Source organism: Gordonia neofelifaecis NRRL B-59395 (genome assembly GCF_000192435.1).
Classification (GTDB): Bacteria; Actinomycetota; Actinomycetes; order Mycobacteriales; family Mycobacteriaceae; genus Gordonia; species Gordonia neofelifaecis.
Map to the genome: position 1 here is coordinate 178,430 of NZ_AEUD01000002.1, position 16,626 is coordinate 195,055.

A 16,626-nucleotide genomic window follows, 5' to 3' on the forward strand; every position below is an offset into this window, starting at 1 on the left:
CCCGCGCCGCGCGTCAGCCGGTGCGTCCGAGCGAGGCGTCGGACTCGTCGTTCATCAGGAAGTCCTGATGCAGCAGCCGGTTGGTGAGGCGTGGCGCCGCGTGATGGCCGAAGTCGATCAGGTCCCCGAGCAGGGTGTTGACGCGCTTGGGTCGCTCGACGATCGCGTGCAGCACCCGATGGGCGGCCTTGTCGACGCTCCAGATGCCGCGCACGCTGTCGTAGGCGTTGGTCGGCACGATCATCCGGGTCCTGGTCAGCGGAATCCGGACATTGCTGAACGTGACGTGGTCGGACAGGGTCTCGGCGCCGGTGGCGTCGCTGAACGCTTCCAGTGCGGCCTTCGACGCCGCGTATGCGCCGAATCGCGGCGCTCGGCTCTGCACTTCGATCGACGACACGTTGACGATATGCCCCGACTGTCGCTCGGTCATGTGCGGCAACAGGGCCAGGGTCAGGTAGACGGCGCCGAAGTAGTTGACGGCCATCATCCGGTGGTAGTCGTGCGAGCGGGTGACGGCGTTGGCGGTGGCGCGGCGGATGGAACGACCGGCGTTGTTGACCAGCACGTCCACGTGGCCGTGCTCGCAGATCACCGACTTCACCAGCGTCTGCACCGCCGCCTCGTCGCTGATGTCGGCGGGGTAGGCGTAGGCGCGGCCGACGGGCAGTCCCGGCTTCGGGACCTCGGCGTCCAGTTCGGCGGCGGTCTCGGTGAGACGATCGGCGTCGCGGGCGACGAGTACGACGTTGGCGCCGCGCCGGACGCACATGCGCGCGGTCGCTCGGCCGATGCCGGACGACGCCCCGGTGATCAGGATGTTCTTGCCGACCAGCGGGCCACGGGGGTCGTGGCGGCGGTGCCGCGCCGGGTCGAGATGGTCGTACCAGTACTGCCAGAGTCGGGGTGCGTACTCGTCCAGATCGGGCGGATGCAGCCCGAGCCGGGCCAGTTCGGCGGCGGTGGTCTCGCTGCGGAAGACGACGGGAAGCGAGGCGGCGTCGAGCACCGCGGGCGGGATGCCTGCCTGCTCGGCGACGAGGTCGCGGCCGGGGCGGAGCGGCCCGAGTCCGCTCACCGCGAGCATCGGCCGCACCACGCCTGCCGGGAGGGCGGTGAAGCCGCGCGGCCCGTCGAAGGCCCGGGCGACGGCGTTGAACAGGTCGGTGATCGATCGCTGACCGGGGTCGCCGAGGTGGAACACCTGTCCGCTGCGGCGGTCCTGCGTATCGAGCAGTGCGACGATCGCGTCGGCGACGAAGTCGACCGGGACCAGGTTGAGCTGTCCGAGGTCCGGCAGGGGCAGTCGCAGGAACGACGGCAGGCTGCCGAGGGCGGCGAGGTGCGAGAAGAAGTAGTAGGGGCCGTCGGCCTTGTCGGTCTCGCCGGTCGCCGAGTCTCCGACCACCGCCGCCGGCCGGTACACGCGCCAGGAGAGGCCCTCGGTGTCGCGGACGATCCGTTCGGCGTCGAACTTGGTGCGGTGACAGCTGGTGGGGAAGCTCTGGCCCAGATCGAAGTCGGATTCGGTGAAGTCGCCGTCGTGATCGCCTGCGACGGCGATCGACGAGACGTGATGCAGCATGGCGTCGTGGGCGAGTGCGAACTCGGCGATCCGCCGGGTGCCTTCGACGTTCACGGCCTGCTGCAGTGCCGCGTCGGCGGTGATGTCGTGCACCGCCGCCAGGTGGACGACGTGGTCGATCCGGCCGATCTCGGGTCCGTGCAGGCCGAGGTCGTCGGCGGTCAGGTCGCCGACGACGGTGGTCACGCGGTCGGCGCCGTCGACCTTCTCCATTGCGGCGGCGAAGCGGTGCAGGGATCCGGACCGGACCAATGCGTAAATCTGTGCCTGTGGGTTGCTGATCAACAGTCGTTGCAGTACCCGACGGCCGATGAAACCGCTTCCGCCCGTCACGAAATAGCTCGTCACGGGGCCTAGAGTCTCACAGATCAGTACACATGTGAATGTTTGCCGGAAGTTTGCGGGTGTCGCGGGCGAGGTCTGGCGCAATTGCGTGCGGGGGAGCGGGTGTCACTGGAGGGCCGGCGTTGGCGGGTATTCACCGCGCAGCGTCGGGCGCCGTACTTCCGCCCGCCACCACAACTCGAACATACGTTCTATAATCAGACGGTGGGCTGGAACAACGGGCCTCCGACCTGGTCGGAGATGGAGCGGGTGCTGTCGGGGCGCGCGCGGTCTCGCGGCGATCGGCCCGGAGAGACCTTTCCGCCGACCTTCAACGGCGCCGGACCGCCGGGCGACGGCGGGGATTCGCCGGCATGGTCGCGCAAGCGCGGGCCGTACGAGGCCGCCGACATCGAGTTCGGCACCTCGACCGTGCCGTACGCGGAGTTGCACGCGCACAGCGCCTACAGCTTTCTCGACGGCGCGTCGATGCCGGAGGCGATGGTCGAGGAAGCGCAACGGCTGGGGCTGCGCGGTCTGGCGCTGACCGACCATGACGGCTTCTACGGCGTGGTCCGGTTCGCCGAGGCGGCCCGCGAGTTCGGCATGCCGACGGTTTTCGGGGCCGAACTGTCACTGGAACGCGACAGCGCCCGGGCCGGTGCGGTGGACCCGCCGGGTGAGCATCTACAGGTCTTGGCGCGTCGAGCCGAGGGATACCGGCGGCTCTCGCGGGTGATCGCCGACGCTCACATGACCGGCGGCGAGAAGGGGCTGCTGCGGTACGACGCCGCCGCGATCACCGAGCACGCCGCCGCGGGCGACTGGCTGATCCTCACCGGATGCCGCAAGGGCGCGGTGCGCCGCGCGCTCGACCGCGGCGGCAAGCGGGCCGCGGGGGCGGCACTCGGTGAGATGATCGACCGCTTCGGGATCGGGAACGTCGCCGTCGAGCTGAGTCCCGGCCCGGGCTCGGACGACGACGAGCGCAACGCGATCCTGGCGTCGCTGGCCGCACAGCACCGGGTGCCGACCGTCGCGACCACCGGAGCGCACTTCGCGGCGCCCGAGAACGGGCGCCTCGCGACGGCGATGGCGGCGATCCGGGCGCGGACCGACATCACGACCATCGACGGGTGGATGCCCGGGGTCGGCGGCGCTCATCTGCGTAACGGCGACGAGATGCTCCGGCTGATGCCCGCGCATCGGGAAGCCATCGACAACGCCGTCGCGTTCGCGGACGAGTGTGCGTTCTCCCTGAAGCTGATCGCGCCGAGTCTGCCGCCGTTCGACGTGCCCGACGGTCACAGTGAGAGCACCTGGCTGCGCGAGCTCACCGAACGGGGCGCGCGCGGTCGTTACGGCACCCGGGAACAGCGGCCGGACGCCTACCGGCAGATCGACCACGAACTCGCGATCATCGAGGCGCTCACCTTTCCCGGCTACTTCCTGGTGGTCCACGACATCGTCTCGTTCTGCAAGGAGAACGACATCCTGTGCCAGGGACGGGGCAGCGCCGCGAACTCGGCGGTCTGTTACGCCCTCGGGATCACGAACGTCGATCCGGTCGCCAATCACCTGCTCTTCGAACGCTTCCTCTCGCCCGAGCGGGACGGTCCGCCGGACATCGACGTCGACATCGAGTCCGACCGCCGCGAGGAGGCGATCCAGCACGTCTACGCCAAGCACGGCCGGAGCCACAGCGCTCAGGTGGCGAACGTGATCACCTATCGGGGGCGCTCGGCGGTCCGCGACACGGCGCGGGCGCTCGGCTACGCACCGGGGCAGCAGGACGCGTGGAGCAAGATCCCCGACTCGGCGCCCGACGACGTGCGCGAGATGGCCGCGCAGATCTCGTCGTTGCCAAGGCATCTCGGGATCCATTCGGGTGGCATGGTGATCTGCGACAGGCCGATCGCCGACGTCTGCCCGACGGAGTGGGCCCGGATGGCCGGCCGCAGCGTCCTGCAGTGGGACAAGGACGATTGCGCGGCGATCGGTCTGGTGAAGTTCGATCTTCTCGGACTCGGCATGCTGTCGGCGCTGCACTACATGATCGATCTCGTCGACGAGCACAAGGGCGTGACGGTCGATCTGGCTCGGCTCGATCTGACCGAGGAGGCCGTCTACGACATGCTGTGCCGCGCCGACTCGGTCGGCGTCTTCCAGGTGGAGTCGCGGGCGCAGATGGCGACGCTCCCGCGCCTCAAACCGCGCACCTTCTACGACCTCGTCGTCGAGGTGGCGCTGATCCGCCCGGGTCCCATCCAGGGCGGCTCGGTGCACCCGTACATCCGGCGGCGCAACGGTCTGGAGGCTCCGAACTGCGACCATCCGTCGATGGAGGACGCGCTCGGCCGCACTCTCGGCATTCCGCTGTTCCAGGAACAGCTGATGCAGGTGGCGCGTGACGTCGCGGGATTCGGTGCGGCGGAGGCGGACCAGCTGCGCCGTGCGATGGGGTCCAAGCGGTCGCCGGAGAAGATGCAGCGACTCCGACAGCGGTTCTACGACGGCATGCGCGAGACCAACGGCATCACCGGCGACCTCGCCGACCGCATCTACGAGAAGATGGCGGCCTTCGCCAATTTCGGTTTCCCGGAGAGCCATTCGCAGAGCTTCGCGTCGCTGGTCTTCTACTCCGCGTGGTTCAAGCTGCATCATCCGGCGGCGTTCTGCGCCGCGCTGCTGCGGGCGCAGCCGATGGGCTTCTACTCGCCGCAGTCGCTGGTCGCGGACGCCCGCAGGCACGGTGTGCAGGTGCATCGCCCGGACGTGAACCTGTCGCTCTCGTATGCCGGTCTGGAGAACGGTGGACTCGACGTGCGGATCGGTCTGGGCGCGATCCGCGGGCTGTCCGACGAGGTCGCCACCCGAATCGTCGAAGAACGCAGCGCCGGAGGCCCTTTCGTCTCGGTAGCGGATCTGTCCCGGCGGGTGGAGGCGACCACCGCCCAGCTCGAGGCGATCGCGACCGCCGGCGCGTTCGAGAGCCTCGGCCGGGATCGTCGTGCGGCCCTCTGGGAGGCGGGGGCGGCGGCCGGACTCCGCAACGATCAGCTGGACGTGACCTCACCGCGCGGAGCGCCGACACTGCCCGGCATGTCCGAGGTGGAGCTCACCACCGTCGACGCGCTGTCGACCGGCGTCTCGCCGCGCGCGTACCCGACCGAGTACCTGCGCCCCCGGCTCGACGCGATGGGCGTGGTCCCGGCCGACCGGCTGCTGTCGGTGGCCGACGGCAGCCGCGTGCTGGTCGGGGGAGCGGTCACGCACCGGCAACGACCGGCCACCGCGTCCGGCGTCACCTTCGTCAATCTCGAGGACGAGACCGGGATGGTGAACGTCGTGTGCTCGGTGGGGCTGTGGGCGCGCTACCGGACGCTCGCGCAGACGGCGTCGGCGCTGCTCATCCGTGGCCGCGTGCAGAACGCGGAGGGCGCGGTGACCGTCGTCGCCGACCGATTGCAGAAGCTGGATCTGAAGGTCGGGACGCGGTCACGTGACTGGTGCTGACGAGTCGCCTGCCGACGCGCGGTATCCGGGATAATCTCGCGGTGACGACCGCCTCGGACGGGTGTCGTCGGCAGCACTCCTCATCGCGGACGAGAAGGCAGGGAACGCATGGAGGTCGTGATCGTTGATCGCCCCGAGCAGGTGATGGCCGACATCATCGCCGAGGCCGTGTCCGGCGGCGCGTCGACGCTGGGCCTGGCGACGGGGTCGTCGCCGCTGGCCACCTACACCGAACTGATCCGCAGGCACCGCGAGGAGGGACTCTCCTTCGCCGGGGTGAACGCGGTGCTGCTCGACGAGTACGTCGGCCTGCCGCCGACACACCCGGAGTCGTACGCGCGGTTCATCCGCGACAACTTCACCGACCACATCGACATCGGCGAGGTCCACTCACCGGACGGGATGGCGCCTGACAGCAAGGTCGCCGCCGAGGCCTACGACGCTCTCATCGCACAGGTGGGTCCGGTCGACGTGCAGATCCTCGGCATCGGCAGCAACGGCCACATCGGGTTCAACGAGCCGTCGTCGTCGCTGACCTCGCGCACCCGGATCAAGACCCTGACCGAGAAGACCAGGCAGGACAACGCCCGCTTCTTCGACTCGTTCGACGAGGTGCCCATGCACGTCATCACCCAGGGCCTCGGCACCATCTGCGACGCCAAACGGCTCGCGCTCGTCGCGACGGGGGAGGGCAAGGCGGACGCGATCGCCGCCGCGGTCGAGGGACCGCTGGCGGCGTCGTGCCCGGCGTCGATCCTGCAGTGGCACCGCCACGCGACCGTCGTGATCGACCCCGCCGCGGCGAGCAAGCTGGCCGACGCCGAGTACTACAAGTACGTGTACGCGCACAAGCCTTAGCGGTCGTATGGAAGCAGCCCGGTCGAATCGACCGGGCTGCTTCTGTATTCGGCGTTGGGATCAGCTCAGCGCCTTGGCCTTGATTCGATCGAACTCCTCAGCCGTGATGGCTCCGGAGTCGAGGAGCTGTTTGGCTTCGTTGATCTGCTGCGTCGGGGTCGGGTGCGCTCCGCCGGCGACGGACCGGATGTACTCGTCCGTCTGTGTCTTCGCTTCGCTGACGGCCTGCTTCTCCCGTTCGGCCATGCCCTTGCCGTGCGCGATGAGGTAGACGATCGCGGTCAGATAGGGCAGCAGGATCAGCAGGATCATCCAGACGGCCTTCGACCAGCCGGACGCGGCCTTATTGCGGAAGAGATCGCCGATGATGTACCAGAGGGCGATCAGATACGCGACGAAGGCGAAGATGACGATCGTGTACCAGATGAAGTCCCAGAATGAGTCCCACACGTGACGGTCTCCTTGATTGTGTATGCCGGTGCCTCAGGGAGGCGTGGGGCCATTCTCGTTCACCCGCGGGTCGGCCGCGTCATTCTCCGCGGATGAGATTCAGCGGTCGAATGCTCCTCGCCGCGGCTCCGGCCCCACATACCGCGCGACCGGCCGGATGATCTTCCGCTCGGCCGCCTGCTCCAGGACGTTCGCGGTCCAGCCGACGATCCTGGCGACGCCGAAGGTCGGCGTGAACATCGACGGCGGCAAGCCGACCTCGCTCATCAGCACCCCCGCATAGAACTCGACGTTCGCGTACAACCGACGGCCCGGCTTGAGTTCGTTGATCGCGGCCTCGATCTCCGCCTCTACCGCGGTGGCCCGTCGGACCAGCGACGAGTCGTACCGGGCGGTGACGACCTCCTTCAGCAACTCGGCCCGCGGGTCGTGGGTGCGGTAGACGGCGTGGCCGAAGCCCATGATGATCTCGCCCGCGGCGATCCGTCCGCGCACCCAGTCACGAGTGTTCGCGGGATCGCCGATCTCGTCGAGGGCGGCCAGCGCCCGACCCGGTGCGCCGCCGTGCAGCGGACCCAGGAAGGCGCCGAGCGCACCGAGGATCGACGAGGTCATGTCCGACCCGGACGACGCCACCACCCGGCCGGCGAAGGTGGAGGCGTTGAAGCCGTGATCGATCGTGGTGATCAGGTACGTCTGTAGCGCGCTGACCGCGTCGTCGTCCGCGCTCACGGTGGACATCCGCAGGTAGTCGGACACGTGCCCGGCCGTCGGGTCGGCGTCGATGACGTCCAGACCCTGCGACAGGCGATGCGCGGCCGCCACCACAGTCGGCGCGATCGCCGCGTACCGGAGAGCGGCGTCGGTCCGCTCGCCCTCCGTGAGATCGAACAGCGGTCGCTCCAGAATCCCCTCGGACGCCAGGGCCAGACGAAGCGCTGCCAGGGGCTCGACCTCCGGGGTGACGACTTTGCGAAGCAGGTCGACGGTGGCCGGGGAGAGCAGGCGCAGCTCGCCGATGCGCCGTGCGAACGCCGCCGACTCGGCGTCGTCGGGCAGGGTGCCGTGAATCATCAGGTGCCACACGTCTTCGAAGCGCGAGGTTCGCGCGAGCTCCGTCGCGTCGTACTGGCGGTAGTGGTAGAAGCCCTCCTCGCCGCGGACGTCGCCGATCGTGGTGTCGGTGACGACGACGTTCTTCAATCCACGAGGAACGGTGATGGGTTCGCTTGCTGGACTCATACGGCCGAGTCTGCGCCCGTTGATCAACATCTGCAATGTTGATTGAATCAATGAGTGGAGCAGTGGATCACCACGTCGGAGGCGGCCGCGCGGCTCGGCGTCAAACGGGGGACGCTCTATTCGTACGTCAGCCGAGGAGTGCTGACCTCGCGGCGGATGCCCGGCCAGAACGAGTCGCTGTTCGACCGCACGCAGATCGACTCGCTCGCCGCGGCGAAGCACGACGGCCGGCGGTCCGGCGATCGGCTGCTCCGGTTCCGTGCCGTCGCCAGCGGCGTGTCGGCGATTCGGGACGACCGCCTCTATCTGCGCGGCAGGGACATCGAAGAGCTTTGCGCCGACATGGATTTCGCCGACGTGGCGCAGCTGGTGCTCGACTCCTCCGAGGCCAGGCCGGTGCCGGACGTTGACACAACGGTCGTCCACGGCGTGTCGATCGAGCGACGCATCCCGTTGACGGTGGCGCTGGTCGCGGCCGCCGACCCGCTGCGCGCGGACCTGTCCGACGTCGGCGCACGCGTTCTCGGCCTGCTCCCGCATCTCGCCGCCGCAGTCCCCGAGATCGATTTCGCCCACCGGTGGGTCGACCTGCTCGCGACCGTCCTCATCGACAACGGCCTCGCCGCATCGACGACCGCGGCTCGGGTCGCGGCGTCCGCGCGGGCCGGGATCTTCGACGCCCTGCTCGCCGGCTACGCGGCGCTGGCGGGACCGCTGCACGGCGGCGCGCCGGCGACGGCGCGAGCGCTGCTCGACGCGGTGGTCGGTGGTGCCGCGGTCGACCGCGCGCTCGCGGACGCGGTGGTCGGCGGGCTGGTTCCGGGTTTCGGCCACGTCATCTACTCGGGGCCGGACCCGCGAGCGCAGATCGTCCTCGACCGGGTTCGCGCAGAGCGACCGAGGTCGTCTGCCCTCGCTGCCGCCGAGGCCGTCGAGCAGCGCGTGGGGCGGCCGATGAACATCGACTTCGCAGGCGCGGTCGTGACCCACGAACTGGGCCTACCGGCCAGGTCCGGAGAGGTGCTCTTCGTGGGCTCTCGTCGAGCGTTCCGGGAGCCCCCGCCGGCAGCGTCCTCTCTCTGCGGCGGAGGAGTACGGCGAGGCCCCGCTGCGCTGGCGCGGCAGTCGGACGGGCTGAGCTGTTCGGCGGCAGCGGTCCGAACTCTGTCGAGTCGTCGATCGCCACGAACGACAACTCGACACTTGATTGGTGGCGCGTCGGGTGCATTCACTGTTGGGCCTCGCAGCCGCGCGCAGGCGGCACACTCCGTGTGCTGGGTGCGCGCCGATGACGACAAGTCTGGTCGCACCGTCCTCCCCGCGGCAGAACGGGAGGATGTGATCGAGCCGGGGATGCGGTCGCCGTTCCGCTTCGACCAGCACCGAGTGCATCGGGCGGTCGGCGCCGTCGTGGGATTGCTCGGCGCGGCCGCCGGTGACGATGCCGGTGACGATGCCGGGAGCCTGCGGACTGCACCAGAGCTCGACGGCGCGCTCGTCGCGGTCATCGACCCGGTGGACGCCGATGACCTCGCACAAGCGCTGATCAGGGAGTTCGCCTCTCCGCCGTCGTCAGAACGCCTCACCGCATTCATCGCCGCGATTCCGGCGGCGCCGCGTGTCCGTTGGCCGGAGCCGAGAACGTCCGCGCCGAGATTCGACGTCCGGCAAGTCGCCGATGTCGAAGCGCTGGCGCACTGGCTGAACTTGGACCTGGGAGAACTGGAGTGGTTCGCCGCGCGCGGCCGATGGTCGCGCCGGACCGCGGAGCCGCTCCGTCACTATCGGGTGAAACGAATCGTGAAGCGCGACGGTGGGTTCCGGATCATCGAGGCGCCCAAGGAACGCCTCGCGACGGTGCAGCGCAAGGTCCTGGACGAGATTCTGGTCCATGTTCCGCCACACCCGTCGGCGCACGGTTTCATGCGTGGGCGGTCGGTCGAGTCGTTCGGTTCCCGGCATGCGCTCCACGACGTCGTGGTGCGGGTCGACCTGCGGCGTTGCTTCGAGCATGTGACCTATCCGCGTGTGAAGGCGGTGTTCTCCGCGATCGGGTACGCGCCCGCCGTCGCCTCGTACCTCGCCTGCCTGTGCACCACGAGTCGGGCGATCGAAGACCGGCACCGCGTGGACTTCGACCATGCCGTGCTGCTTCGCGAGCGGCATCTCCCGCAGGGAGCGCCGACCTCGCCCGCGTTGCTGAACTTGGTACTGCGGCGCCTCGACTACCGGGTCGCGGGTTACGCCGCCCGGCACGGTGTCACCTACACCCGATACGGCGACGACCTCGCCTTCTCCGGCGACGACGTCGACGTCGGCGGGCTGCTCTGGTTCATCGAGCGGGTCGTGAAAGCCGAGGGATTCGCCGTCCATCGCGACAAGGTGCGCGTGATGCGCGACCACCAGCGGCAGCAGCTCGGCGGCCTCGTCGTCAACCGCGGGCCACGGTCCTGTCGCTCTGACTATGACGCACTGAAAGCGTTGCTGCACAATGCGATCCGCGACGGCGCAGAATCGCAGAACCGGGATGACCGACCGGACTTCCGTTCTTACGTGTACGGCCGGATCGGTTGGGTGTCCACCGGATCGGCACGACGCGGAGAGAAACTACGCACGATGGCCGCGCAGGTCGACTGGCACCGGTGACGCCAGGTGTGCCGAGAAGTGTCGAGTCGTTGCTCGCCACGAACGACAACTCGACACTTTTCCGGGCAGTCGTCACACGGCGCCGTCGAATCCGTTCTGCCGCCAGGCCTCGTACAGGGCGACGCTGGTCGCGTTCGCGAGATTCATCGACCGTCGGCCCTCGAGCATCGGAATCCGCAACTGGTCGGTGACGTGCGGATCGGCGAGCACCTCGTCGGGCAGGCCGGTCGGCTCGGGGCCGAAGAGCAGGACGTCGCCGGGTTCGTACGAGACGTCGGTGTAGAACCGCGTCGCGTGAGCGGTGAATGCGAACACCCTGGTCGGCGCGAGCTTCTCCCACGCCGTCGCCAGATCGGGATGAACCGTGACGTTGGCCATCTCGTGGTAGTCGAGGCCCGCGCGGCGCACCTGTGCATCGGTCATGGTGAAGCCCAGCGGCTCGATCAGGTGCAGTTCGCAGCCGGTGTTGGCCGCGATCCGGATCGCGTTGCCGGTGTTGGGTGGGATGCAGGGCTGAAAGTAGACGATCCGGAACACACGGCGATTGTATGCTTGTGGTGAGGCGGGCTCATCCGGCACCTCCCGCGAACGTACTTGACGCCAGTCGACCAATCGTGCGACTATGTTGTGCCCGCAAGACATTGGCGTCGATCATCTCACGGTCCGCCGCGAACCTCTTGCGAATCTCCTGAGGACCTCTGGGTCTGGGATCGCGCGCCGAACGGCGCAGGCGAGCCACGAGAACCTCACGCAGTCCGTCACTGGGCCGACATCGGAGCCCGAGACCCGCACATACTCCGCAGCGGCGCGAGCCGCTGCCACCTACGCATGCCTAGGAGGCATAACCATGAACACCCATATCGATACCCACACCGACCGACTCGACCCGAAGCAGACGGTCTGGTTCCAGATCGACGACGCCACCGGCTTCTATGTGACGGTCGAGGAGTTCCTCGCCGTCGCCCGCTCGCAGATGGTGGCCGCTTGATCTGATTGTCCGGTCAACGTCACGCTGCGACAAGACCGTCGTTCGGTGTCACCTGGTGGCACCGAACGACGGTCTTGTGCGCGACAGCGTCACGCGGCCGCCGCGAGCGGGCGCGTAGGCGACGCCGCGCGAGTGCCAGCGTTCGTCTTTCGCCGTCGTGGGCTGCACGGTGAACGACCGGAACAGTTCGCGCAGAACGACATCCATCTCCATGTGGGCGAAGGCGGAGCCGATGCAGCGGCGGGTGCCGCCGCCGAACGGCAGCCAGGCCTGTCCGGGTCTGGCGCCGACGAACCGCTCCGGGTCGAACCGTTCGGGGTCGGCGAACTCGCGGCTGTCGTCGTGCAGCAGGGAGATGCCGACGATCACGTTGTAGCCCTTGGGGATTCGGTACGGTCCGAGCTCGAGCGAGTCGGCGATCACGTGGCGGCCGAACAGGTCGATCACCGGACGGCTCCGCTGCACCTCGTGGATCGTCGCGATCCGAAGGGTGTTCTCGTCGGAATCGGCCTCGGCCGCGAGGTCGGCGAGGATCGCCGGGTGCCTGCTGAGCCGCTCCATCGCCCACGCGAGGGTGGTGGCGGTGGTCTCATGACCTGCGGCCAGCAGTGTCAGCAGCTCGTCGCTGATCTCGGCGTCCGTCATCGAGCTGCCGTCGTCGTATGAGCTCTGCACCATGAGGGCGAGGATGTCCGCCCGATCCGCGAGCTGTGGGTCGGCGCGGGCCTCCCGGATCAGCGGCACGACCACCGCGTCGTATGCGGCGCGCTCGGCGGCGAATCGATTGCGGGGGTTGAACGATCCACCGATGCCGGGGAGATCGGGCAGCGTCGTCAATCTCGATCCGTGCGTCACCAGCGGCGGCATCAGCTCGCGGAGCGCGTCCAACCGCATGCCGTCGGCGCCGAACACGGCGCGCAGAATCACGTTGAGCGTGATGCGCATCATCGGTTCCAGCGTCGGGAACGGCCGGCCGATCGGCCAGGTCGCGGACTCGGCGGCGAACTCCTCGGCGACGATCTCCTCGTAGGCTTTGATCCGCTTGCCGTGCAGCGGAGGGGTCAGCAGCTTGCGGCGTCGACGATGGTCGTCGGCGTCGAGCGCGAACATCGAACCCCCACCCAAGATCCGACCGAGATTGGGCCGGACGTTCGCGACCACGTCGGACTTCGCCATGCACAGTTGCTTGGCCATCGCGGGATCGCTGATCAGGACGGCGTCGCCGAATGCGGGCAGGGCGAGCGTGACGGCGTCGCCGTAGCGACGCGCCAGTCGTTGCAGCGCACGGCGTCGGCCTACCAAGAACTCCGCGCCCTGGACGGCACGCGGTCGGTGAGGGCCGGGAGGCAGATGGTCCGCGAGGGCCGGGCTTGAGAGATCGACGTTCATGAGTAGGTCCTTTCTCGGCCGGGTGACGGCCCATGCCGTTCGCTCAGCCACTCTGGTACCGCTTGGTACCAACGGTACGATGAAGTACCAGACTTGCCAAGGGCCGGCGACGAAAAGCCCCCAGAACTGTGAGGTGCATGCAATGGCGTCGACGACCGCGCTGGACGGCACCACGGTGCGCGGACGGCTTCTCGAGGCGATGCTCGTCTGCCTGGACGAGCGCGGCTACCGAGCGACGACCATCGCCGACATCGTGCGGGCCGCGAGGACGTCGAAGCGGTCGTTCTATGAACAGTTCACCGACAAGCAGGAGTGCTACCTGGAACTGCTGGGTTCGGTGAACCACGAACTCCTGGCTGCGATCGAGGCGGCCGTCGATCAGGGTGCGCCGTGGCGAGAGCAGGTCCGTCAGGCGGTCCATGCGTACATCGCGGTGTGCGAGTCGCACCCGTCGATCACCCGCAGCTGGATCCGGGAACTGCCCGCGCTCGGCGACGTGGCGCGAGCGGTCCAGCTCGCGTCGCTTGAGTCGTTCACCGAATTGATGGCGCGATTGACGAGCACCGAGCAGTTCCGCGCGGCGCGCATCGAGCCGATCGCGCGCGAGACGGCGGTGATCATCTGGGGCGGCATTCGGGAGCTCGCCGCGTCGACCCTGGAGGACGGTCGTCCGCTGCGAACCCTCGAGGAGTCGGCGGTCGCGGCGTGTCTGGCGCTGACCGCTGCCGGGAGATCGACGTGATCTCCATCGGCGGATACACGCGACCGGCACCGGAAGTGGAACAATAGGGAGCCGTGACGGCGATTCGACTGGACGGCAAACTCACCCGCGACGAGATCTTCACCGATCTGAGCGCCCGCGTGGCGCGGCTCAACGCGGCCGGGATCACTCCCGGCCTCGGAACCGTGCTGGTCGGCGACGACCCGGGCTCGCACTCGTACGTCAAGGGCAAGCACTCCGACTGCGCCAAGGTCGGGATCGCCTCGATCCGCAAGGACCTTCCGGCGGATGCGACGACCGAGCAGCTGAATGCGGCGATCGACGAGCTCAACGCGGACCCCGCCTGCACCGGCTACATCGTGCAGCTGCCGCTGCCGAAGCACCTCGACGAGAACGCGGCGCTCGAGCGCATCGCGCCGGAGAAGGACGCCGACGGCCTGCACCCGATCAACCTCGGACGGCTGGTGCTCGGCAAGGAGTCGACGCTGCCGTGCACCCCGCGCGGCGTGATCCACCTGCTCCGCCGCTACGACATCCCGCTCGACGGAGCCCGGGTCACCGTGGTCGGCCGCGGCGTGACCATCGGCCGCCCGATCGGCCTACTGCTGACTCGTCGCAGCGAGAACGCGACGGTCACCCTGTGCCACACCGGAACTCGGGATCTCGCCGCCGAGGTCAGTCGTGCTGACATCGTCGTCGCGGCCGCGGGCGTGCCGCATCTGATCACGCCCGACATGGTGAAGCCGGGCGCGGCCGTCATCGACGTCGGCGTCAGTCGCACCGAGGCGGGCCTCACCGGTGACGTGCATCCGGACGTCTGGGAGGTCGCGGGCGCGGTGTCGCCGAACCCCGGCGGCGTCGGTCCGCTGACGCGCGCCTTCCTGCTGGCGAATGTCGTCGAGCGGGCCGAGGCGCAGCTGGCGGCCGCCGAGGGCGAATGATGGCGGACGGCGTCGAGGACACTTCGGGGGGCGCGGCGCACGCCGACGCGGACCGAGTCGAGTCGATCCGTCGTGCTCGAAAGGTCTACGGGTTCATCGTCGACCTTCCGTACTACATCGTCCTGGCCGTGATCGCCGTCGCCGCGCTGCTCGTGCTGATCGACCGGTGGCGGCGCGGTGCGTTCGTGTTCGGTGCCGCGATGCTGCTCGGTGCGGTGTTCCGGGCGTTCCTGCCGGCGAATCGGACCGGACTGCTCCAGGTGCGCAGCCGGGCATTCGACATCTCGGCGATGGCGGTGCTCGGCGGCAGTGTGCTCTGGCTGGCCACCTCGATCGACTCCCTCGGCACCGCGTAGGACGCGAACCTCCACGACCTCGCCGAGCCGATGTGCCACGGTGGGAGCATGAGTGATTCGACCGACGATGCCCGCGAGCTCTATCGCCGCTGGATCGACGAGCTGTGGAACGGTCCGGCGGATCGGGAGACGCTGAAAGCCGTCGCTCAGGAACTGGTCAGCGACGACTTCCTCGGTCACTGGCCGAGTGCGGAAGTGTCCGGGCCGGGCAAGCTCGCCGCACTGATCGATGCGACCAAGTCGACGTACCGCGACCTCGTCTTCGAGGTGGAGGTCGGACCGTTCGCCGCGGACGGCTACGTCGCCGGCCGGTGGGCGGGCCAGGGGACGATGCCCGACGGTCAGATCGCGTATCTGTCCGGCAACGACATCCTGACCGTCCGCGACGGCGTCTTCACCGAGTACTGGGTGGCGTCGTCGGAGATGTGAGAGGTCGGCGTCAGCGCTGCTTCCGCGCCAGCTCCATGGTTTCGACGAGCAGCCGTCGGATCGGCTCGAACTCCGTGAGGAAGCCGTCGTGCCCGGCGTCCGAATGGATCACGTGCAGGCCGCCGACACAGTTGCCCAACTCGCGAGCGAGCTCTTCCTGCTGGTAGAGCGGATAGAGGCGGTCTGAGTCGATGCCGCCGACGATCGTCGGGACGGGGCACGCGTTCAATGCCGCAGTCACGCCGCCGCGACCGCGGCCGACGTCGTGGTTGTTCAACACGTCCGACAGCACGACGTAGCTGCCCGGATCGAAGCGCCGTTTGAGCTTCTCGGCCTGATGCTCCAGGTAACTGGCCACCGAATAGCGCCCGTCGACGAGCGGATCCTCCTCGCCCTGGGCCGAGTTCTCGAATCGCTCGTCGAGTTCTCGGTCGTTGCGATAGCTCAGATGGGCGATCCGGCGAGCGATCCCCATCCCGGTGCTCGGCGACGATCCGCTGCCGTAGTAGTCGCCGCCCCGCCACGCCGGATCGGCCTTGATGGCTTCGATCTGCGTGGTCTGGGTGCCGATCTGATCGGCGCTCGCCCGTGCACCGACGGCCAGCACCAGCGCGGCGCCGACACTGTCGGGGTAGGTGACGGCCCATTCGAGTGCGCGGGCACCGCCCATCGAGCCGCCGGCCACCGCGGCGAATCGTGTGATGCCCAGCGATCGGAACGCGATCTCCTCCGACCGCGTCAGGTCCCGCACGGTCAGCCGGGGGAATCGCGACCCCCACGGTTCACCGTCCGGCGCGACCGACCCTGGGCCGGTGGAGCCGTAGCATCCGCCGATCGAATTGGGAGCGAGCACGCACCATTCATCGGTGTCGACGGCGCAGCCGGGGCCGATCAGCCCGTCCCACCATCCTGTCATCGAGAACCGGTCGTCGGCCGGGCCGGTGACGTGTGAATTGCCGGTCAGCGCATGCAGCGCGAGGACGATGTTGTCCTTCGCGGCGTTCGGCGTTCCCCACTTCTGGAAGGTGACGGTGACGTCGGCGAGCTCGGCACCCGAATCGAGTGCCAAGTCGCCGATCGAGACGCTGATCTGCGAACCGTCGGGGCGCTGGGCCCATTCCGGATCGCTCACCGTCGTGGCCGGGTCGATGCTCACCGACACCCGACCTCTCCCTTCCGTG

The 16,626-nt window shown here is 68.7% G+C and carries 14 protein-coding genes; 8 read left to right on the forward strand and 6 right to left on the reverse strand.

Going from position 1 to position 16,626, the window contains the following annotated elements:
- Positions 1-13 precede the first annotated feature (13 nt).
- Entirely contained in the window at positions 14-1,933 is a 1,920-nt protein-coding gene (locus SCNU_RS03170) for an SDR family oxidoreductase (RefSeq protein WP_040517496.1), read from the reverse strand.
- 201 nt (positions 1,934-2,134) lie between these two features.
- Between SCNU_RS03170 and SCNU_RS03175 the strand changes: the two genes are divergently transcribed.
- Positions 2,135-5,425 carry an error-prone DNA polymerase gene (locus SCNU_RS03175; protein WP_009677911.1) on the forward strand — a complete coding sequence of 1,097 codons (3,291 nt, stop codon included), beginning with the start codon at positions 2,135-2,137 and terminating at the stop codon, positions 5,423-5,425.
- 108 nt (positions 5,426-5,533) lie between these two features.
- Positions 5,534-6,283: a glucosamine-6-phosphate deaminase gene (nagB, locus tag SCNU_RS03180; RefSeq protein ID WP_009677912.1), complete on the forward strand. Its 750-nt coding sequence runs from the start codon at positions 5,534-5,536 to the stop codon at positions 6,281-6,283.
- Between the two features lie 60 nt (positions 6,284-6,343).
- On the opposite strand, the gene SCNU_RS03185 is transcribed toward nagB, so the two are convergent.
- On the reverse strand, positions 6,344-6,733 hold the full coding sequence (locus SCNU_RS03185) for an SHOCT domain-containing protein (protein ID WP_009677913.1): 390 nt from the start codon (positions 6,731-6,733) through the stop codon (positions 6,344-6,346).
- A gap of 99 nt (positions 6,734-6,832) precedes the next feature.
- Positions 6,833-7,975 (reverse strand): citrate/2-methylcitrate synthase, encoded by a 1,143-nt coding sequence (locus tag SCNU_RS03190; protein WP_040517556.1) that lies wholly within the window; start codon positions 7,973-7,975, stop codon positions 6,833-6,835.
- 54 nt (positions 7,976-8,029) lie between these two features.
- On the opposite strand from SCNU_RS03190, the gene SCNU_RS20735 reads away from it, so the two are divergent.
- Positions 8,030-10,621: a citrate/2-methylcitrate synthase gene (locus SCNU_RS20735; protein WP_009677915.1), complete on the forward strand. Its 2,592-nt coding sequence runs from the start codon at positions 8,030-8,032 to the stop codon at positions 10,619-10,621.
- Positions 10,622-10,693: 72 nt separating this feature from the next.
- On the opposite strand, the gene SCNU_RS03205 is transcribed toward SCNU_RS20735, so the two are convergent.
- On the reverse strand, positions 10,694-11,158 hold the full coding sequence (locus SCNU_RS03205; RefSeq protein WP_009677916.1) for a tRNA (cytidine(34)-2'-O)-methyltransferase: 465 nt from the start codon (positions 11,156-11,158) through the stop codon (positions 10,694-10,696).
- 310 nt (positions 11,159-11,468) lie between these two features.
- Between SCNU_RS03205 and SCNU_RS20550 the strand changes: the two genes are divergently transcribed.
- Positions 11,469-11,609 carry a hypothetical protein gene (locus tag SCNU_RS20550; protein ID WP_009677917.1) on the forward strand — a complete coding sequence of 47 codons (141 nt, stop codon included), beginning with the start codon at positions 11,469-11,471 and terminating at the stop codon, positions 11,607-11,609.
- 48 nt (positions 11,610-11,657) lie between these two features.
- Here the strand turns inward: SCNU_RS20550 and SCNU_RS03210 are convergent, their stop codons facing one another.
- Positions 11,658-12,998: a cytochrome P450 gene (locus SCNU_RS03210; protein WP_009677918.1), complete on the reverse strand. Its 1,341-nt coding sequence runs from the start codon at positions 12,996-12,998 to the stop codon at positions 11,658-11,660.
- Positions 12,999-13,140: 142 nt separating this feature from the next.
- Between SCNU_RS03210 and SCNU_RS03215 the strand changes: the two genes are divergently transcribed.
- Genes SCNU_RS03215 through SCNU_RS03230 form a run of 4 tightly spaced genes read left to right on the forward strand, consistent with a single transcriptional unit; the run spans position 13,141 to position 15,445 of the window.
- The gene (locus SCNU_RS03215; protein WP_009677919.1) at positions 13,141-13,740 is read left to right on the forward strand and encodes a TetR/AcrR family transcriptional regulator; all 600 of its coding nucleotides are present in this window, start codon (positions 13,141-13,143) and stop codon (positions 13,738-13,740) included.
- Between the two features lie 53 nt (positions 13,741-13,793).
- Entirely contained in the window at positions 13,794-14,660 is an 867-nt protein-coding gene (locus SCNU_RS03220) for a bifunctional methylenetetrahydrofolate dehydrogenase/methenyltetrahydrofolate cyclohydrolase (RefSeq protein ID WP_009677920.1), read from the forward strand.
- Positions 14,660-15,016: a DUF3017 domain-containing protein gene (locus tag SCNU_RS03225; RefSeq protein ID WP_009677921.1), complete on the forward strand. Its 357-nt coding sequence runs from the start codon at positions 14,660-14,662 to the stop codon at positions 15,014-15,016. The genes SCNU_RS03220 and SCNU_RS03225 overlap by 1 nt, the downstream gene beginning before the upstream one ends.
- A 48-nt stretch (positions 15,017-15,064) precedes the next feature.
- Positions 15,065-15,445, forward strand: coding sequence for a nuclear transport factor 2 family protein (locus SCNU_RS03230; protein WP_009677922.1), 381 nt, complete (start codon positions 15,065-15,067; stop codon positions 15,443-15,445).
- Positions 15,446-15,455: 10 nt separating this feature from the next.
- Here SCNU_RS03230 and metX read toward each other — a convergent pair whose 3' ends face one another.
- Positions 15,456-16,607 (reverse strand): homoserine O-acetyltransferase MetX, encoded by a 1,152-nt coding sequence (gene metX, locus SCNU_RS03235; RefSeq protein ID WP_009677923.1) that lies wholly within the window; start codon positions 16,605-16,607, stop codon positions 15,456-15,458.
- Positions 16,608-16,626 lie beyond the last annotated feature (19 nt).